The sequence below is a fragment of the Acidobacteriota bacterium genome, from assembly GCA_020853395.1.
GTDB lineage: Bacteria > Acidobacteriota > Vicinamibacteria > Vicinamibacterales > SCN-69-37 > JADYYY01.
This window is the reverse complement of record JADYYY010000005.1, coordinates 163,511-182,610: the sequence shown is the minus strand read 5'-3', so window position 1 is coordinate 182,610 and position 19,100 is coordinate 163,511. Positions and strand designations below refer to the sequence as shown.

The following is a 19,100-nucleotide window of genomic DNA, read 5'->3' as shown; positions in this document are numbered from 1 at the left end:
CCCGATGCGCTCCTCCGTGATGCGCACGTTGGCGGTCGCCGGCCTGGCCGGAGTGCTCGTCGTCGCGAGCGTGCTGGCGGCGCCGCAGTTGCCCGTGCAGCGGCCGCCGGTGATCGGTCGGAGCGCCGGGATTTCGACCGGTCATCCGCTCACCACGGCGGCGGCGCACGGGATTCTCGTCCAGGGCGGCAATGCCTTCGATGCCGGCGTCGCCGCCATGCTCGTCGGCGGCGTCGTCGAACAGGATCTCTACAGCCTCGGCGGCGAGGGCCACGCGCTCGTGTATCCCCAGCGCGAGAAGAAGGTCAGTTCGGTCAACGGGCAGGGCTGGGCGCCCGCGTTCGCGACGATCGACTGGTTCACGTCGCGCCACAAGAACTTCGTCGGAATCGGCCTGGATCCGGCCGTCGTGCCGGGCGTGCTGCACGCCGCGCTCACGATCCTCGAGCGCTGGGGCACGATGAGCTTCGCGCAGGTGTCCGCGCGCGCGATCGACTACGCGGCGAACGGCTTCCCGCTCCGGCCGCTCACGACCACGGCGATCGACAAGAACCGCGCGTTCATCGACAAGTGGCCCGACAACCGGCGCATGTGGCTCAGGCCCGACGGAGCGAGCTACCAGGCCGGCGAGACGATCGCGCTGCCCGACCTCGCGGCGACGCTCCGCCGGATGGTCGAGGCCGAGCGCGGCGCGGCGTCGCGCGGGCGCGCCGCCGGCATCGTCGCCGCGCGCGATCGGTTCTACAAGGGAGACATCGCCGCCGAGATGGTGGCGTTCCTGAGGGCGCAGGGCTACCCATGGGAGCTCAGCGACTTCGCCGAGTACTCGGCGCGCGTGGAAGCGCCCGCCACGACGCGCTATCGCGGCTACGACGTCTACACCCAGGGGTTCAACAGCCAGGGCCCGTCGCTGCTCGAGGCGCTGAACATCCTCGAGACGATGGACGTGCGGTCGATGAAGCGCAACAGCGCGCCGTACCTCCACGCGCTCGTCGAGGCGCTGAAGCTCGCGTACGCCGACCGCGATACCTACTACGGCGATCCGGCCTTCGTGAACACGCCGGCCGAAGGGCTGCTCTCGAAGGCGTACGCGCGCGAGCGGGCGGCGCGGATCGATCCGAAGGCGGCGTCGCGCGCGTTCGTCGCCGGCGACCCGTTGCCCTTCGACTCGAAGATCAAGAGCTGGACGTACTTCAAGGCGAACATCGCCGACGGGTACCAGCCGGGTCCGCTGCCGCCCGATGCCGAGCCGCTGCGCGGCATCCTCCGCGACACGACGCACATCGCCATCGTGGACAAGGACGGCAACGTGTTCGACAGCACGCCGAGCGGCGCGTGGATTCCGACGGCCGTCGTCCTCGGCCGGACCGGCATCCTCATGAGCGTGCGCGGCGAGTCGTTCTGGCTCGATCCGACGCACGCCGCGCAGGTGCGGCCGCACGCGCGGCCGCGCTACACGCTCAGCCCGGCGATCGTGCTGCGCGCCGGCGAGCCGTTCATGGCCTTCGGCACGCCCGGCGGCGACAACCAGGTGCAGACGATGCTGCAGGCGTTTCTCGGCGTGGTGGAGTTCTGGCCCGAGTGGTACCCGAACCTGCACGCGGCGTTCGAGTGGCCGCGATTCCAGACGCTGCACTTCTTCGGATCGTTCTATCCGCACACGGCGGGGTTCAACAAGCTGAACGTCGAGGCCGCGATGACCGGCCCGGTGATCGACGAGCTGAAGGCTCTCGGGCACGACGTCACGACGATCGCGCCGCAGAGCATCGCGAGCTGCGCGACGGCCGTGATCGTCGACCCGGCCACGAAGAACCGGATCGCCGGCGCCGATCCGCGCCGCGACTGCTACGCGATCGCGTACTGAGCCCGCGCGCGTTCCATGTCCGACTACCTGCTCGGGATGGCGCCGGCCGAGATCGAGCGGCTGCGCCGGCAGCACGAGGCCTGGCGGGACGAGACGACGCGCGTGTGGCGGGCCGCGGGATTCGGCCCGGGCCAGACGGTCGTGGACCTCGGCTGCGGCCCAGGCTTCACCAGCCTCGATCTGGCCTCGCTCGTCGGTCCGGCCGGGCGCATCGTCGCCGTGGACGCGTCGTCGGTGGCGACCGCGTGCGTGCGCGACGCCGTCGCCCGCGAGCGCCGGACGAACGTCGACGTCGTGACGCACGACGTCTGCGATCTGGATCTGTCGGCGTGGCGCGCCGACGGCGTCTTCGCGCGCTGGCTGTTCAGCTTCCTGCCGAACCCCGATGCAGTCGTGGCGCGCCTTGCGCGCGGCCTGCCGCCGGGCGCGGTCGTCGCCGTGATGGACTACTGGCACTACCTCGCGATCGAGTCCGTGCCCGCGGCCGCGGTGTTCCGGACGGTCTTTCGCGCCGTGCACGAGAGCTTCGCGCGGGCCGGCGGATCGCTCGACGTGGCCGGCGTGCTGCCCGCGGCGTTCGAGGCGGCCGGCGTGCGCGTGACGTCGATCGAGCCGATCGTGCGCACCGGCCGCCCCGGCGATCCGGTGTGGCGCTGGATCGAGGCGTTTCTCGCCCTGCACCTGCCGTCGCTCGTCGACAGCGGGATGCTCGCCGATCGCGAGGCACGAGAGTTCTGGGAGTGGTGGCGGGAGATCGCTCGCCGTCCTGGCGCGTTCGTCTTCGGCCCGCCGATGCTTGCCGTGGTCGGGAGGAAAACGGGGGACGGTCTTTGGCCGTGAGGCTTCTCGTACGAGAGCGAACGTCCCGGCGGTCGACTACACTTGACGGCACCGGTTCCTGCCACGCGCCGAGAGGTGCATCATGGCCAAGCGCTGCTCGCTCGTCATCGTCTCGATGATCGTCGGGCCCGTGTACGCCGCGGTCGGCGTCCCGGATCGCTCGGCGGTCCAGGACTCGCCGCCGGCGGTCGAGCTCGTGACCGCGCGTGCGGCGGCGTACGCCGCGCGGTACCTCGACCAGCTCTCCAGCCTGGTCCTTCAGGAGGACTACTCGCAGGAAGTGGCCGGCATCAGCCGCGTCGTCACCGTCACGCCGCAGAGCCGGCCCCAGGTCGTCACGGCGCCGGGCCGTCGTCGCGATCTGCGATCCGATACGGTCCTCGTGCGTGTCGGGCCGCCGCTGGAATGGCAGATGTTCCGCGACGTGTTCGAGGTCGACGGCCGGCCCGTGCGCGACCGGCAGGATCGGCTGGCGCGGCTCTTCCAGCAGCCGGCCGACGTCGCGCGCGCGCAGGCGCTCCGCATCGACCACGAGAGCGCGCGGTTCAACATCAGCGACGTCGGCAGGACGCTGAACGTGCCCGGCATCCCGATCCTGTTCGTCCAGGCGCCGCTGCGGCCACGCTTCACGTTCGAGGTGTCGCGTCGCGACGAGATCGGCGGCCGGAACGTGTGGGTGTTGAGGTACCGGGAGACCGAGCGGCCCACGCTGTTCCAGCACAATTCGACGCAGGACAACCCGAGCGGCGGGCGAATCTGGATCGACGTCGATACCGGCGTCGTCCTGCGAACCGAGCACGTGCTGACGCCGCCGAGGCTCAGGGTCTCGATCACGACGCAGTTCCGCTTCGACGATCGCTCCGGGATCGCGCTCCCGGTCGAGATGCACGAGCAGATCTCGGGCTCGACGGCGTCCATCCGCAGCCTCGACGGCGTCGCCCGCTACAGCAACGTCCGGCGCTTCGAGGTGCGGACGGACGAAGCGCTGGCCGGCCAGGGGAAGTGACGCCGGTCGGCGTCGCCGTACCGGCGCAGCACCGCGCGGCGTTCGAGTCGCCGCTCCTTCACGCCGGGACCACGTGGCGATCCGAGCGGCGGCAGGACGAGTGGGTCGACGCGCCAGCGACCGATGCCGCCGCGACAGCTATAGTGCTCGCGTGCCCGTCCACCTCAGCGCCGGCCTCGTCGTCGTCCGCGACTGGCGGGACGACGATGCGGAACCCATGACACGGCAGGCGGCCGATCGGCGCGTCTGGCTCGGGTTGCGCGATCGATTTCCGCACCCCTACACGGTCGACCACGCGCGGCAGTTCATCGCCTCGGCGTCGGCGGCTTCCCCGGCCACCGACTTCGCGATCGAGGTCGACGGCCACGTCGCTGGCGGCATCGGCTACCAGGTGCGCGAAGACGTCGAGCGCATCGGTGCCGAAGTCGGCTACTGGCTCGGCGTCGAGTTCTGGGGGCGCGGTGCGGCGACGACGGCCCTCCGGCTGCTCACCGCGTTCGTGTTCGATCGACATCCGGCGCTTCGCCGGTTGTACGGGTTGCCTTTCGGCTGGAACGTCGCGTCGGCCCGCGTGCTGGCCAAGGCGGGATACCGTCACGAGGCGACGCTGCGGCAGGCCGTCATCAAGGACGGCTGCGTCTACGATCAGCTCGTGTTCGCGATCCTGCGCGACGAGCTTTCCAGCGACTCCGCGCCGTAGGCTGTCGCGCTCGCGATCGTTTGCGGCGGCGCCGGCCTCCGCACGCCGCCGGCCAGTTCACTCTCTAGTCAACCCGCCGCGCGGTGCGCTTCAGTCCTTGAAGATCCCTTTGAGGCCGGTGCCGAGCCCTCGGAGCAACTCGCCGATCGCGCGGGTGGCGGTTTCGCCGAACGTGCCGTCGTGCTCGGGGCAGACCGCCGAGGGGATGTCGTCGCCAGGCTTGAAGTACTCGGTGTAGACGGGGCACGACTCGACCGGCCGGAGCCCGGTGACGCGGCAGAGGGCGACGGCGCGCAGGCCCGGCGGCACCGGGAAGCTTCGCGGCGGGATCACGCGCGCCGCCTGTTTCATGAAGTCCGCCCAGATCGGCAGCGCGACGCGCGCGCCGTACGCGTTCGCTCCGATCGGCGCCGGCTGGTCGTACCCCACCCAGACGCCGACGACGAGCGCGGACGAGAAGCCGACGAACCAGGCGTCGACGTACCGATCGGTCGTGCCGGTCTTGCCGCCGACGGGGCCGGCCACGCCGAAGGCTCGCGCCGGCGCGCCGGTGCCCGCGTCCACCACGCCGCGCAGGAGCGCGATCATCTGGAATGCGACCTCGGGGCTGAGCACGCGCTCGGTCTCAATCGGATCCGCATAGAGCGGCGTGCCGTCGGCGTCGAGCACGGAGAGCAGGCCACGCGGGCGCGCCGCCTGCCCGTAGCCGGGAAAGACGGTGTAGGCGGCCGTCAGATCGAGCGGCGTCACCTCGCCGCTGCCGAGCGCGAGGGATGGCACTGCGGGCAGATCGCTCAGCCCGGCACCTTCGGCGATGCGGAGCACGTTGCGGACGCCCACCCGCTGCTGGAGCACGACGGCCGCCGCGTTGTTCGACTGCGCGAGCGCGCGTCGCAGCGTCACGTCGGGCAGCGGTTCGTCGGTTCCGCCGTCGACGTGGACGACCGACGTCGGCCGCCAGTCGGGATCTTCCGGGCTCGTCACGTTGTCGAGCCCGGTGAGCAGCGAGACGGGCGAGAAGCCGCGCGACAGCGCGGCGGCGAACACGAACGGCTTGAACGCGGAGCCCGGTTGGCGGCGCGCGCGGACGGCGCGGTTGAACGTGCTGCGCGTGTAGTCCGCGCCGCCGACCATCGCGAGGATGTTGCCCGTCGCCGGATCCATCGCGACGAGCGCCGCCTGAAGCGCCGGGCGCCGCAGCCGCCGGATGCCGTCGCCGACGGCGCGCTCGGCCGCCTCCTGCAGTGCCGGCACGAACGAGGTGTTCACGCGCCAGTCCGGCGGGTGGTCGCCGCCGAACTGGTTGCGGAACTGCTGGCGCAGGTAGTCCTTGGCCCACGCCGCGCGCGGATCGGTCGGCCCGCGGTAGGGCGCGATCTTCGGCCGGACGCGGCTGGCGGCGTCCGCCTCCTGCGGCGTGACGTAGCCGAGCGCGCGCATCTGCGCCAGCACGAGCCGGCTGCGCTCGAGCGCCAACTCGTAGTTGTTCCATGGCGAGAGCGCGGACGGCGCGCGGATCAGCCCCGCGATGAACGCGGCCTCGGCGAGCGTGACGCGCGTCGCCGGCTTGCCGAAGAGCAGCTCGGACATCGCTTCGACGCCGTACACGCCGCCGCTGAGGTAGACGCGGTTGAGGTACAGCTCGAGGATGTCCTTCTTGCTCAGCCGCAGCTCGAGCAGCACCGCGAGGCCAATCTCCCTCAGCTTGCGACCGAACGTGCGCGTGTTCGACAGGAACAGCGTGCGCGCCAACTGCATCGTCAACGTGCTGCCGCCCTCGGCGCGCGTGCCGGAGCGCAGGTCGCGGACCGCCGCGCGCGTGAGGCCGATCGGGTCGACGCCAGGGTGCAGGTAGAACCGCCGGTCTTCGATGGCGACGACCGCCTGCTGGAGCACGGGCGCGATCGCGTCGAGCGTCACGTCGTGCCGGCGCTCGTCGAGCCGGAACCACGGCCGGCCGTCGGCGCCGTAGAACACCGTGTCGCCGACGCCGCGCGCCAGGCGGTTGACGGCCACCGAGTAGCGCGCCAGCCACCAACCGGCGCCGATGGCGAGCGCGATCGCGGCGGCGACCGCCGCGATCGCCATCCAGCGGTAGCGCGACGAGGACCAGGACGACCAGCGCAGCAGACGCGGCCAGCGAGGCCGGTAGGAGATGACGAGTCGCACGGCAGGGCCCGAGCGCCTGCTGTGCAAATCCGGCACCGTCGGCCGTGGACGCGCCGCCTCGTCCCGTGTCCGTCCGAGAGGGCAAACTCGGCAGCCGGCCGCCCAGCCTCTCTGTTATCTTGGCGGGCGCGCGTGAAGGTCTTCGTCTACCTCTGGGCCCCCGTCGCCAACCTCCTCTGGTACGTCGAGACCGTCGTCATGGGCACGATCTCGCTCGCGCTGTGGCCGTTCGACCGTACGGGGGAGCTGCAGCACGGATGCGCGCGATGGTGGTGCCGGATGGTCGCGCTCACGATCGGCGCAGGGATCCGGGTGCACGGCGCCGAGCGCGTCGCGGCGGGCCGGAGCTACGTCTACATGGCCAACCACGCGAGCCTCATCGACACGCCCGCGCTCTTCGCCTACCTGCCGCACCAGTTCAAGATCATGGCGAAGAAGGAGCTGTTCTACGTGCCGTTCATGGGGTGGCACCTGTGGACGTCGGGCAACTTCCCGGTCGATCGCGGCGACGCGCGGCGGACGGCGAAGAGCCTCCGCCGGGTGATCGAGGGCCTGAAGGCCGGCACGTCGCTCGCCGTCTTTCCGGAAGGCACGCGCACACCGGATGGCCGGCTCCAGGAGTTCAAGCCCGGCACGTTCAAGATCGCCATGAAGGCCGGCGTGCCGATCGTGCCGGTGACGATCCGGGGCACGTTCGCGCTCTTGCCGAAGACGACGCTCGCGCCGCGGCCGGGACGCGTGGACGTGTTCATCGGCGAGCCGATCGACACGCGCGAGTACGACGAGAAGCGGCTGCCCGCGCTGATCGAGCGGACGAAGCAGGCGATCCAGGCGAATCTCTGAGGTCACCCGGCGGTGATCCGGAACTCGCGGTAGTTCTCGTACGTCGCCACGCCGGACACGCGCCGGGCCGCGGCTTCAGGGCCGGTCGACAGCAGTTCCCGCATCTCGTGCGGCACGGCGACACCGAAGCGCGCGTCGTGCCGGAAGACCGTGGTGAACGTCGCCTTGAGCGGAAACGGCGAGACCACGTGCTCGGCACGCTGGACCTCGCCCGTCGAGGCGTCGATCCAGAAGCGGCCGGAGCTCGGGTTGTCGAGCGTGCGGTTGTGGCGGAACAGCGACGGCCGTCCGTGCTCGGTGAACGCCACGATCCAGACGTTGTCCTCGCGCCGTTGCAGGGTGAGCTGGACCCTGCTCCTGACGGCGTCCCTCAGGAACACGAACGGGAGGGCCGGCTCGTTCAGCACGCGGCCCACGTTGCTGATGTTGTAGCGCGCGCTCTCCTCGGCAATCCGCTCCGCGGCACGGACGGCGCTCTCGGCCGGCTGCTGGAGCAGCGTGACGAGCCTCGCGTTGCGATCCTTGACCCCGAGCCCGTCCACCTCGAAGACGTTTCGATAGAACCGCCACTCGAACGGCGGACCGACGCGGAGGACGATGCACTCCGAACGGAGCACGCGCTGCTGCTCGCCCGTCGGCCGGCTCGGCGCGGAAGCCCGCCCGGGAGGCATCGGAGACATGACGCGAGCGACGACGATGTCCTGGACGTAGCGCTCGTCGAACGTCAGCCGGGACATGGCTTCGTAGTAGCGGTCCACGTAGGCCGCCGCCTTGGAGACGAGGTCGTCCAGTACCGGATTGGGTGGCGCTGGTGTCTGGGCGTACGTCGTCACACGCACTACCGAGGCAGCCGCGAGCCCGACGAGCGACAGGCGCCACGTCACGCTGCGACCTCGAATCGCACGCTGCGCGATTCGGCCCGAGCGCCGCTGCGGACGTCCATCGTGAGCACGTGCGGGCCGACGGCCAGCGAACTGAGGGGCAGCGTCACGTCATGCCCTCGACCTTCACCGGAGAGTCCGGCACGACCGTGAGGCGTGAGATCGCATCCCGCAGCCTCCCACGATCGGTGGTGAACCCTTCCGGCACTCCTCCGGTCGAGGCGAAGACGATCGCACCGAGGTCGTCTGCGTCGAGGCTGTCGAGTGCGGCCAGCGCGGCACTCCTCGCCTGGCCGACGTCGCCCGGAAGCGCGCGGGCCTCGGCGAGGCTGTAGTCGTCGAGCACGACGACGAGCAGGCGGGCCGCCGTGCGGTCGCTGGTCGCGAGATCCGCGGCCGCGATCTGATCGGAGCCCGGGCGCCGCTCCGATCCTCGACCGGCCGCACCGACCTCCTCGAAGGCGACGATCCTCTGCGGCTGCCCGTCGAGCAGCAGCGTGAAATCGGCGGCCGTCCACCCGCGCACCGGGCGCCGCTCTCTGTCGAGGACGCTCACATCGACGCGCACGATCTCCGTCGCGGAGCGGAACGGCGCGGCCTGTTGTTCGCGTCGCGACGCCGCCGGCGCATTCGACAGGAAGGCGACGCACAGGAACCCGAGGAACACGACGAGCCGCCCTCGCACTTGCCCTCCTGTTCTTACTCTACTCAGTGTCGGTGCAAGAGCGGCCCAGCGTGCAGAAGAAACAAGCCGCTCGCCGTCGGCCGAGCGATCCTCCAAGCCGCAAGCGCCGCGGACGACCTTCCACCCGAATCGAGCCAGGCCGAGAGGTGGCCGGGCACGTCAAGCGTCCTCCATCACCTCGTCGCGCGCCGCCAGCACGCAGTCGAGCACGTGGCGCATGAGCTTCGGGTGGATGTGCACGTTCATCGGGAAGATCTTGAGCGCGAACACGACGGCATCCGGATCGGCGGCGTCGCGGTTGTACTCGGTCACGCGGAAGCCGGTGCTGAAGCTGATGTACGGCGTGTGCAGGCCGTCGATGCGCTTGCCGGCGCGGAACCACTCCCACAGCCGATCGCCGATCGCGCGCGTGAGCTGGTTGTGGCGGATGAGCGCGTCGCGCGCCGACGGATCCGTCAGCTCGCGCTCGAACTGCGCGTTGCCGTCGACGCCGCGCGGATAGGCGCGGAACAGCGTGCACAACCCGTAGTCGTCCGGGTTGGCGCAGACGAGCGTCTCGGCGTCGAACAGCAGACGCCGGAGGTACGCCTTGGTCTCCATGATGCCGCCGAGGATCGACTGGAAGCCCTCGAGGCCGAGGTAGCGGAGCGTAGCCCAGCCGGCGAGCGATCCCGTCGCGGGGCGCGACACCTCCAGCGTGTAGTCGAGCGGGTTGTACGGCGATCGGGCCTGCAGGTAGGGCGACAGCGGACGGCTCAGCAGGGACTGGAACTCGTCGGCGTCGCGGTACACGAAGACGCTGCTGCCGTACGGCGTCCAGCCCACCTTGTGGAAGTCGACGCCGACGGCATCGGCGTGCTGGATCGTCGACGCTGCCGTGGCCACCCGGCGGATCAGCGCGAGCGCGTCGTCCGAGAAGCCGAGCGGGTTCACGTCGAAGTCGTACTGCCGGAACAGCGCCCACGACCAGCCGACGACCGCATCGCAGTAGAGCAAGGCCGGGCCGTAAGGCTCGGCGTTGGGATGGCGATCCAGCAGCGCGCGCACCTTGTCGGCCGGATCGAAGGCGTTCGCGTCGGTCGTCCCCATCGTGCAGACGACGGCGGCGATCGGCACGGCGCGGGCGGTGAGATCGCGCAGCACCTCCTCCAGGTGCGCGAGATCCATCGCGTTCGTGTCGACGTCCGTCCGGATTCGGATGACGTTGTCCATGCCGAGGCCGGTCCAGTCCGTGCTGTTCTGCATCGTGTAGTGCGCCTGCTGGGAGCAGAGCACCTTCGCGTCGGTCCGCACGCCCCGCTGCCGCGATCCGCGCAGCACGCGCGTGAGCCCGTACTTCACGGCATACGTCCAGCAGCCCGAGCCGCCATACGTGTAGATGCCGCCGGCCCGCGCCGGGTCCCACCCGAACGCGCCGGCGAGCATCGCGGCGCTCTCGAGCTCGGCGCGGTGCACGTTCCAGGCGTACTCGCCTTCGAGGATGTTCAGCGAGTACACCTGCGCGAGCATGGACGCGATGATCGCGACCGTGTTCGGCTGCGGCACGACGTTGCACATCGTGAGCGGATGGCCCCAGTTCGGGGCGCCCTGGAACAGGTTCACGACGTCGCGGACGACGTCGGCCGGATCCGCCATCGCCGCCGGGATGGCCGCGCGCTTCACGGCGTCGAAGTCGATCGACAGCGACGGGTCGCTGCCGAGGAAGGCGGGGCCGAGCGGCTCCGGCCGCAGCTCGTCGATCCGCCGCACGGCGTCGGCGATGGCGCCCGGCAGCGGGTCGGACTCCGATCGGTACGGCGCGGGGAACGCCGAGAGCATGTCCCGCCGATACCGTGCCCAGCGGGGCGCGGCGTCGAGCAGCGCCCCCGTGTCGTCCCAGTGCGATTCGAATTCGCTCACGCGTGTGCTCCGCAATGGGCGCCGTCGTCGCGGAAGCGTGCCGCGGCGCGCGCGCTGAGAGACAATATCCGAAGTGATGACGAAGGCGATTCTCTGGGACAACGACGGCGTGCTCGTCGATACGGAGCAGATCTACTACGAGGTCACGCGGGACGTGCTGGCCACGGTCGACGTCGAGCTGACGCCGCCGCTCTACCACGATCTCTTCCTCCTGCAGGGGCGCGGCGCCTGGCACCTCGCGGAAGCGCGCGGCCTGCCCGGCCACGAGGTGGAGCGGCTGCGCGACGTGCGGAACACGCGCTACGCGCAGCGGCTGCGTGACGCGCCGCTCCTCATCGACGGCGTCGCGCGCGTCCTGCAGGCCCTCCATGGCCGATTCACGATGGGCGTCGTGACGAGCTCACGCCTGGATCACTTCGAGACGATCCACGAGACCACGGGCCTGCTGCCGTACTTCGATTTCATCCTCACGGCGAGCGACGTCACGCGCGTGAAGCCCGACCCCGAGCTGTACCTGAAGGCGGTGGAGCGCAGCGGCTGCCGGCCGGAGGAGTGCCTGGCGATCGAGGACTCCGAGCGCGGTCTTCGCGCCGCCCGCCTCGCGGGCGTCCCGTGCGTCGTCGTGCCCACGGCGCTGACGAGGGGCACGACGTTCGAGGGCGCGGCGCGCGTGCTGCGCGACGCCGGCGAGCTCCTGGATCTTCTCGAGCGTGACACCGCGGGCGAGCCCGCGAGGTTGACAGCCCATCCGTCCCGGTGATTAATTCCGGACACAATCCGTCGACGCAGGCGTGAACGCGGCCCCGGTGGCCTACCGGCGGCAACGGCACGGCTACGCCCGGCGTGGAGGTTCGTCCCATGTCCTATACCCGACGTGAAATCGGCAAGATGGCGCTCGCTTCGCTGGCCGTGCCGGGCGTGCTGTCCAGGACGCTCGCGGCCCAGATCAAGGACGCCCGGTTCAACGGCGTGACGCTCGGCGCCCAGACGTACAGCTTCCGATCGATCAACAACCCGGCGACCCGGATCATCGACGCGATGAAGACGATCGGCCTGTGGGAAGCGGAGCTGATGTCTGGCGACGCGGAGAACCTGGCCGGGATGCCGGCGCTGCCGAACGTCGGCCGCGGAGGACGCGGCCAGCAGATGACGCCCGAGCAGCAGGCGCAGATCAAGGAGGCGCAGGACGCGCAGCGCAAGTGGCGCCTGTCCACGTCGCCCGCCACCTGGGCGGCGGTGAAGAAGCAGTGGAACGACGCCGGCATCGACGTCCGCTTCCTCTGCTACAACATGAACCAGAACACGGCCGACGACATGATCGAGTACGGCTTCCAGATGGCGAAGGCGCTGGGCGTCAGAGCGATCACCACCTCGACGCAGGTGAGCATGGCGAAGCGCATCGCGCCCTTCGCCGACAAGCACAACGTCCTCGTCGGCGTCCACGGGCACGCGTCGGTGGAGAACGCGAACGAGATCTCGACGGAAGCGACGTTCCTGCAGTGCTTCGAGGCGTCGAAGAACATCTGGGCGAACCTCGACATCGGCCACTACACGGCAACCGACGCCGACCCGATCGCGTTCATCCAGAAGCACCACGGCCGCATCACGAACCTGCACGTCAAGGATCGGAAGAACAAGAAGAACGGGATGGCGAACCTGCCCTTCGGTCAGGGCGACACGAACATCAAGGGCGTCCTGCAACTGCTGAAGACCCAGAAGTACGACATCCCGGCGAACATCGAGTTCGAGTACGAGGGCGATCCGCTGGTCGAGATGCCGAAGTGCCTCCAATACATGAAGGATGCGCTGGCATAGGCGGAGGCTGGCGCGCCGGAGAGCTACACGTTGTCGATGGCGTCGCTCAGTTCGGTGAGCGTGCGGATCCGCGCGACGTCCATATCGCCGTAGAGGTCGTGCTCGTCGAGGAGGATCGCGCGAAGGCCGGCGCGCCGCGCGCCGACGACGTCCACGTGGAAGAGGTCGCCGACGTGGACGGTCGTCTCGGCGCGGCTGCCGGCCCGGGCGAGCAGCCGCTGGAAGAAGCGGGGATCCGGCTTCTCGACGCCTTCGAAGAACGAGTCGCAGATCACGTCGAAGTAGGGCGTGAGGCCCAGCCGGTCGAAGCATCGGTGCAGCACGCCGTTCGCGTTCGACGCAACGACGAGCTTCGCGCCGCGGGCCTTCAGCGCCTCCAGCGCGGGCACGACATGAGCCGGCGACCGTTCCCAGATGTTGTGCGTGGCGTGGTACGCGCGCACGTCGGCCATCGCGGCGTCACGCGTCTCGCCGGCGGGAACGCCGGCCCGATCGAGCACCGTGCCGAAGAAGTCGAGCATGCGCGACGCATCGGCCGACCCGGCGTGCCGTGCGGACTCGTCCATCAGCCGTTTGGCGCCGGGCTCCATGGCGAGAAGCGCGTCGCTCTCCGCCGCGATGCCGTGTGCGCGGAGCATGTCCGCGACGCGATGCCAGTTCGGGTAGATCAGGACGCCGCCGGCATCGAGGAAGATCGTGTCGACCGGGAGCGCCGCAGGCATCCCACTATTATTTCGTTTTGGTAGGCTGTGCGTCATGCGGTGGGCGGCGGTGTTCGTCGTGTTGTTCGCGCTGATCCTCGTGCCGTTCGTCCTCTTCGAAGACCGGTTCAACGCGCTTGGCGACCGGCTCCTCCACGCGAATGTTCCGCCGGCGTACGCGGCCGGCGCCGTCGTCGGGTTCCTCACGGCCGACGTGCTGTTGCCGATTCCGTCGAGCGTGGTGTCGGCCGGCGCCGGGCTGATCCTCGGGTTCTGGCGTGGCGCGGCCGCCGTGTGGGCCGGCATGACGGCGTCGTGCCTGGTCGGCTACGCGTTCGGCGCGGGCGCGGCGGGCGCGGCGCGGCGGTTCGTGGGCGAAGGCGGGATGGCGCGCGCCGGCGCCCTGTCGGCACGCTACGGCGACTTCGCGCTGGTGTTGTGCCGCCCCATCCCGGTGCTGGCCGAAGCCAGCGTCATCGTCTCCGGCATCGTCAAACGCCCGTTCGGCCGGTTCGTCCAGCTCACGACGTGGGCGAACCTCGGGGTCGCGATGGGATACGCGGCGATCGGCGCCTGGTCGATGCGCATGGAGAGCTTCCTGCTCGCATTCCTCGGTTCGCTGCTCGTGCCGGCGATCGGCATGCTCGCCTCGAGATGGTGGTTCCGGCGCGCGTGACCTATCGCCTGCAACGTGCAGTCGTCAGGGAGCTCACCCTCACGGCTTCGCTTCGGTGTCTCGCAGATGTCGCAGCAGGAGCGCGTAGACATCGGTGGAGCGGAGGCGCGTGCTGTCGAAGAGCGAGCGTGACCTGCTCATGATGACGGGGCCGTCCGGTCCGGTGCCGCCGGGCCGACCGTGCGAGCCGCGGACGAGCGTGGCGTCGAGCGGGATCACGTCGAGCAGGCTGCGGAAGCCCATCTTTCGCTTGGCAAGTTTCCAGCCGACGGCGAGCGAGGGCAGGCGGAGCGCCGGATCGACGAACAGCTCGGCCGGGTCGTAGCCCGGCTTGCGATGGATCTCGACCGTGCGCGCGTAATCGGGTGCGCGCCGATCGTCCAGCCAGTAGTAGTAGGTGAACCAGGCGTCCGCCGATGCGATCGCGACGAGATCGCCCGCCCTCGGATGGTCGATCTGGTGGCCGCGCAGGCCGTCACGGTCGAGCACCGTCTCGACGCCCGGCGTGTCGTGGAGCAGCCGGCGCACCTCCGCGAGCCGCGAGGCATCGTTCACGTAGACGTGCGCCACCTGGTGATCCGCGACCGCGAATGCGCCGCTCGCGCCCGGGTCGAACGCGTCGCGGCCGAGCTCCTCGCGCACGGCGACGAGCCCATGCTGCCTCAGCACCCGATTGAGATGCACCGGCGTCGACACGTCCGTGATCGCGTACTCCGACAGCACGACGACGCCGACGCCGCGCGCTTCGTAGAAGCCGATCAGGTCCGACGCGACCTCGTCGATGGCCGCGAGGTCGGCGTCCACCGCGGGTGACGAGGGGCCGAGCCGCTGGAGGTTGTAGTCGAGGTGCGGCAGGTAGACCAGCGTCAGCGTCGGGCTGTAGCGCTGCTCGACAATCCGGGCCGACTCGGCGATCCAGCGCGACGAGCGGATCGACGCGCGGGGGCCCCAGAACTCGAAGAGCGGAAACGTACCGAGCGCCGCCTGCAGATCGTCGCGCAGCGCGGTGGGCCTGGTGTAGACATCCGGGATCTTGCGGCCGTCGGCCGGGTACATCGGCCGCGGCGTCACGCTGTAGTCCGCGGTCGAGTACATGTTGAACCACCAGAACAGGTTCGCGACCGTGAACGCGGGATCCTCGGCGCGCGCGCGATCCCAGATCTTCGGCGCGGCGACGAGCGGGTTCGCCTGCTTCCAGAACCTCACCTCGCAGTCCTCGCGCGAGTACCACCCGTTGCCCACGATCCCGTGGCTCGACGGGGGCAGGCCGGTCAGGTAGTCCGCCTGCGCGGTGCAGGTGACCGCCGGGAACGCCGGCTCGACGTCCGCGTGTGCCGCTTCCTGCGCCCAGCGCGACAGGCGCGGCATCCCACGCTCGATGAGCGCGCGCGTGAGCCCGACGACGTCGAGGACGGCGATCCGGTTCACGGGGAGGGCCGGGCGGAGGCGGCCGCCAGTTCGCCGCGCACCCAGTCGTATTCGCGGGCGATCGACTCCAGCAGATCGATCTTGAGCGGCGCCGGCAGCACCTCCCACGTGTAGGTCTCGATCTCGAGGTGCGAGGTCAGCGCGCGCGTGGCCGCGGCGGCGAGCACGCGCCGCACGTCGGACTGCGTGGACTGCAGGCCGTCGTACTCTCCCGTGAAGAGCGGCACGTGGAAATGGATCCGCCATTCGCCGGCGGGCGGCCGATCGAGCGCGGCGTCGAGATCGGCGTAGTGGTGATCGGTGCGATCGTGCCGGCAGATCACCTGGTGGAGGTAGGTCGAGTCGGCGAACGGCCGAAGGCGCGCGGCGACGCGCGCCGCGGCGGACACGTCGGCCGGCATCTGGAGCCGCAGCGCCGAGCTGAGCTGCACGCGGCCGATCCTGATGCCGGCGGCGAGCAGCCGGTCGAGCGCCTCGATCGGATCCTCGTGCGCGACCGAGAAGTGGCAGCAGTCGAAACAGAGACGGACGTGATCGAGCACCGCACGCGCGACGTCCGCATCCGGCATGCCCAGCCTGGGCGAGAGCGTCGCGCAGGCGGCGGGGACCAGGCGGCGCTCGAAGAAGTCGAGCGTCTCGGCGGTGTTCTCGAGCACGCAATCGGGCTCGGGCTCGATGTCGAGGTGGATGACGGGTCCGCCGTCCGCGCGCAGCCGGATGAGCCGCTCGGCGATCGAGAGGACGTTGGCCGTCAGGCGTTCCCAGCCCTCCGCCGCGGCTGCGGCCATCCACGGTTTGTACGACAGCGGAACGGTCGACACGCCGCCGTCGACGCCGGGCGGCACGAGCGCGGCCAGGATGTCGACGAGCTGGGTCGTGTACGCGACGCGCTCGTCAGTGCGCCAGTCGGGCGCGTAGACGTCGGCCTTGACGGGCGTGCCGTGAAAGGCGCCGTACGGAAACCCGTTGATGAGCGCGACGTAGAGGCCCTCGCGATCGAGGAACGCCCGAAACTCGTCCAGGGCGCGGGGGGCCGACAGTTCGCTGGCATCGCGGGCGGAGAGGCGGAGGCCGATGCCGAACGGCGCGGCCGGCGAGAGGCGGGCCTTGAGCGCGGGCGCGTATCTGCCGATCGTCGCCCGCACGGCCGTCCAGCCATCGGCCGCGTGGATGTTCGTGCAGTAGGTGAGGTGCAGCGGCTGCGGCGTGGAGATGCGCAAGACGTCGCGTCAGCGGGCGATGGCCGGGCTGGAGTCGGGAAGGCCGCTGGGCACGACGAACTTCGGCGACTGGCCGAGGAAGCGGATCGGGTTCCACAGCACGATCTGCTCGATGAGCGACTCGGGGTGGCGCCGGCGGCGCATCTCCATCACGAGCTTCGGCACGGCGATGGGCTCGCTCGGGCCCCAGTCGCACGCGCCGGCCACGAGAATCCGATCCGGCCCGTACTGCTCGATCATGTCCACGGCGCGCTGCGCGGAGACCTTCGTCTGCGGGTACAGCGTGAGACCCGCCCAGTAGCCGTGATCGAGGATGGCCTCGATCGTGTGCTCTTCGGCGTGATCGATCAGCACGTGCCCGGGCTTCAACGCCGAGTGCCGCTGCAGCACGTCGATCGTAACGCGCGTGCCCTTCAGCTTGTCCTCGAGGTGCGGCGTGTGGATGAGCACGAGCTGCTGGAGCGCCTCGGCCAGCGCGACGTGCTCCGCGTAGGTGGCGATCTCGTTGCGCGTCACGCGGTTCAGCCCGATTTCGCCGATGCCGAGCACCGTGGGCCCCTCGAGCCACGTCGGCAGCCGGGCCAGGACCTGCCGGGACAGCTCGCGGTTGTCCGATTCCTTGGGGTTCATCCCGAGCCACGTGTAGTGCGCCACGCCGTACTGCGCCGCGCGCCGCGGCTCGAACCCGGTGAGCTGGCGGAAGTAGTCCTCCACGCCATCGACCGTGCTGCGATCCCAGCCGGCCCAGAACGAGGGCTCGGTCACGGCGAGGCAGCCGGTGAGCGCCATCTGGACGTAGTCGTCCGTCGTGCGCGACACCATGTGCGCGTGGTGGTCGATGTACTTCACGAGCGGTCTCCGCGTCCCGGTGGCTCGTACGCGCCGACCGCGCCCTTGCGATCCAGCGCCGGCCGCGGCTCGGTCGTCGGATCGCTGAAGATCAGTTGAATCCGGTGCAGCCGATTCGGACCGGCGGTCGTGAGCGCCACGAGCGCGTCGTGGAACGCGGCCATCCGGAAGTCCGGCGTCCCATCCGCGCCGGCTCGATCGAGCCGATCGAGGAACGCGGCGACCTCGAGCAGCCGGTTGCGGTTCTCGATGAAGTACTCGTCGACGAGTTGCGTGCCGTTCAGCGGCGACTGCAGTCGGGTCATGGCCTCCGTCCCAGCGGCGCGGCGACGGTCGCACCGCACACGCCGGCGCCGTTCGTGACGTCGAAATCTCGAAGCGTCCGGATCGCGCGCATCATAACGCTCGTCTCGATTTCGTGCACGTCCACCGCGCGCCCGATGGCTTCGAGCAGCATCACGGTCAGCTCGCCGCCGAGGTGCTCCCGGAACTCGGCGAGCCCACGGAACACCGATCGCGGATGGTCCGGGCGGTCGGCCTGCTCGTCCAATTCGGCGGCGTAGACCGGCAGTCGAAGCGCGAGCATCAGGTCGATCATCCGGCGCCACTCCGATTCGCCCAGCAGGCCGCGCAGCCACGAGTAGGTCGCGTCGAGCGCCATGCCGATCGACACGGCCTCGCCGTGCCGGAGCCGGTGGCCGCTGAGCGGCTCGAGCTTGTGCGCGGCCCAGTGCCCGAAATCGAGCGGGCGCGAGGATCCCAGCTCGAACGGATCGGCGCCCGCGATGTGCGCGAGGTGCAGGGCCGCCGAACGCCGCACGACCGTTTCCATCGCGGCGTCATCGCGCGCGACCAGCCGCGGCGCGAGCCGTTCCAGCTCGGCGAAGAACGGTTCGTCCTTGATCACGGCGACCTTGATGGCCTCCGACAGGCCGCCGAGCCAATCGCGGTCCTCGAGCGTCGCGAGGAAGCCGAAGTCGTTGATGACGGCGGCCGGCGGCGCGAACGTGCCGTAGTAGTTCTTCTTGCCGAACCCGTTCACGCCGTTCTTCACCCCCATCCCCGAATCGTCCTGCGCCAGCACCGTCGTCGGCACGCGAACGAGCCGGATGCCGCGGTGGGCGGTGGCGGCCGCGTAGCCGGCCACGTCCAGGACGGCGCCGCCGCCGACGGCGACGACGTAGGAGTGGCGGCAGAGGCCGCCGTCGTGGATGGCCTTGTGGACGGCCGCGAGGTGCCGCGGATCGTTCTTCGCGTCCTCGCCGCCGGGGATCACGAGCACGGGCGTGGCGAGCCGGAGCGCGTCGTGGCGGTGCCGAACGTAGCGGGCGATCGCGCCGGCGAGCCCCGGATGAGCTTCGACGACGCCGGCGTCGGCCACGACGACCAGCTCGGCGGGGAGCCGGGTCGCCCGCGCGCCGAGCACTTCGCGCAAGACGAGGTTGTCGATCGAGAAGACCCCGCGCGTGAAGTACACGGGGTACTCGAACGTAACGGTCACGGTCTGCCGAATCAGGTCCATCG

At 70.3% G+C, this 19,100-nt stretch carries 18 protein-coding genes; 8 read left to right on the top strand and 10 right to left on the bottom strand.

Annotation, left to right across the window (positions count from 1 at the left end; translation table 11 throughout):
* Window positions 1-4: 4 nt before the first annotated feature.
* From IT184_05025 to IT184_05010, 4 genes are all read left to right on the top strand, one after another.
* Window positions 5-1,864, top strand: a complete 1,860-nt coding sequence (locus IT184_05025) for a gamma-glutamyltransferase (GenBank protein MCC7008157.1) — start codon at window positions 5-7, stop codon at window positions 1,862-1,864.
* Between the two features lie 15 nt (window positions 1,865-1,879).
* On the top strand, window positions 1,880-2,704 hold the full coding sequence (locus tag IT184_05020; GenBank protein MCC7008156.1) for a methyltransferase domain-containing protein: 825 nt from the start codon (window positions 1,880-1,882) through the stop codon (window positions 2,702-2,704).
* Between the two features lie 82 nt (window positions 2,705-2,786).
* Window positions 2,787-3,710 carry a hypothetical protein gene (locus IT184_05015; protein MCC7008155.1) on the top strand — a complete coding sequence of 308 codons (924 nt, stop codon included), beginning with the start codon at window positions 2,787-2,789 and terminating at the stop codon, window positions 3,708-3,710.
* Window positions 3,711-3,927: 217 nt separating this feature from the next.
* Window positions 3,928-4,410 (top strand): GNAT family N-acetyltransferase, encoded by a 483-nt coding sequence (locus tag IT184_05010; GenBank protein ID MCC7008154.1) that lies wholly within the window; start codon window positions 3,928-3,930, stop codon window positions 4,408-4,410.
* Between the two features lie 90 nt (window positions 4,411-4,500).
* Here the strand turns inward: IT184_05010 and IT184_05005 are convergent, their stop codons facing one another.
* A complete protein-coding gene (locus tag IT184_05005; protein MCC7008153.1) occupies window positions 4,501-6,579 on the bottom strand; it encodes a transglycosylase domain-containing protein in 2,079 nt (692 codons plus the stop codon).
* A 132-nt stretch (window positions 6,580-6,711) separates the two neighbouring features.
* Between IT184_05005 and IT184_05000 the strand changes: the two genes are divergently transcribed.
* Complete coding sequence (locus tag IT184_05000) at window positions 6,712-7,422, top strand: 1-acyl-sn-glycerol-3-phosphate acyltransferase (GenBank protein MCC7008152.1); 711 nt, start codon at window positions 6,712-6,714, stop codon at window positions 7,420-7,422.
* 2 nt (window positions 7,423-7,424) lie between these two features.
* Here IT184_05000 and IT184_04995 read toward each other — a convergent pair whose 3' ends face one another.
* The 3 genes from IT184_04995 to IT184_04985 form a co-directional block, all read right to left on the bottom strand.
* Window positions 7,425-8,306 carry a hypothetical protein gene (locus IT184_04995; protein MCC7008151.1) on the bottom strand — a complete coding sequence of 294 codons (882 nt, stop codon included), beginning with the start codon at window positions 8,304-8,306 and terminating at the stop codon, window positions 7,425-7,427.
* 103 nt (window positions 8,307-8,409) lie between these two features.
* Window positions 8,410-8,988 carry a hypothetical protein gene (locus IT184_04990; protein ID MCC7008150.1) on the bottom strand — a complete coding sequence of 193 codons (579 nt, stop codon included), beginning with the start codon at window positions 8,986-8,988 and terminating at the stop codon, window positions 8,410-8,412.
* 159 nt (window positions 8,989-9,147) lie between these two features.
* Complete coding sequence (locus tag IT184_04985; GenBank protein MCC7008149.1) at window positions 9,148-10,806, bottom strand: aspartate aminotransferase family protein; 1,659 nt, start codon at window positions 10,804-10,806, stop codon at window positions 9,148-9,150.
* A gap of 157 nt (window positions 10,807-10,963) precedes the next feature.
* Between IT184_04985 and IT184_04980 the strand changes: the two genes are divergently transcribed.
* Together IT184_04980 and IT184_04975 are read left to right on the top strand one after the other, a co-directional pair.
* Window positions 10,964-11,647 (top strand): HAD-IA family hydrolase, encoded by a 684-nt coding sequence (locus tag IT184_04980; protein ID MCC7008148.1) that lies wholly within the window; start codon window positions 10,964-10,966, stop codon window positions 11,645-11,647.
* 98 nt (window positions 11,648-11,745) lie between these two features.
* A complete protein-coding gene (locus IT184_04975) occupies window positions 11,746-12,702 on the top strand; it encodes a sugar phosphate isomerase/epimerase (protein ID MCC7008147.1) in 957 nt (318 codons plus the stop codon).
* A 23-nt stretch (window positions 12,703-12,725) separates the two neighbouring features.
* Here IT184_04975 and IT184_04970 read toward each other — a convergent pair whose 3' ends face one another.
* Window positions 12,726-13,424, bottom strand: coding sequence for an HAD family hydrolase (locus tag IT184_04970; protein MCC7008146.1), 699 nt, complete (start codon window positions 13,422-13,424; stop codon window positions 12,726-12,728).
* Between the two features lie 34 nt (window positions 13,425-13,458).
* Here IT184_04970 and IT184_04965 point away from each other — a divergent pair, with 34 nt between their 5' ends.
* Complete coding sequence (locus IT184_04965) at window positions 13,459-14,079, top strand: VTT domain-containing protein (protein ID MCC7008145.1); 621 nt, start codon at window positions 13,459-13,461, stop codon at window positions 14,077-14,079.
* Between the two features lie 39 nt (window positions 14,080-14,118).
* Here IT184_04965 and IT184_04960 read toward each other — a convergent pair whose 3' ends face one another.
* Genes IT184_04960 through IT184_04940 form a run of 5 tightly spaced genes read right to left on the bottom strand, consistent with a single transcriptional unit; the run spans window position 14,119 to window position 19,098 of the window.
* Entirely contained in the window at window positions 14,119-15,507 is a 1,389-nt protein-coding gene (locus IT184_04960; protein ID MCC7008144.1) for an alkaline phosphatase family protein, read from the bottom strand.
* Window positions 15,504-16,721: a metabolite traffic protein EboE gene (gene eboE, locus IT184_04955; GenBank protein MCC7008143.1), complete on the bottom strand. Its 1,218-nt coding sequence runs from the start codon at window positions 16,719-16,721 to the stop codon at window positions 15,504-15,506. Before eboE ends, IT184_04960 begins: the two co-directional genes overlap by 4 nt.
* 15 nt (window positions 16,722-16,736) lie before the next feature.
* Window positions 16,737-17,576: a TatD family hydrolase gene (locus IT184_04950; GenBank protein ID MCC7008142.1), complete on the bottom strand. Its 840-nt coding sequence runs from the start codon at window positions 17,574-17,576 to the stop codon at window positions 16,737-16,739.
* Window positions 17,573-17,881, bottom strand: a complete 309-nt coding sequence (locus IT184_04945; protein ID MCC7008141.1) for a hypothetical protein — start codon at window positions 17,879-17,881, stop codon at window positions 17,573-17,575. Before IT184_04945 ends, IT184_04950 begins: the two co-directional genes overlap by 4 nt.
* Window positions 17,878-19,098, bottom strand: a complete 1,221-nt coding sequence (locus IT184_04940; GenBank protein MCC7008140.1) for a 3-dehydroquinate synthase — start codon at window positions 19,096-19,098, stop codon at window positions 17,878-17,880. Before IT184_04940 ends, IT184_04945 begins: the two co-directional genes overlap by 4 nt.
* Window positions 19,099-19,100 lie beyond the last annotated feature (2 nt).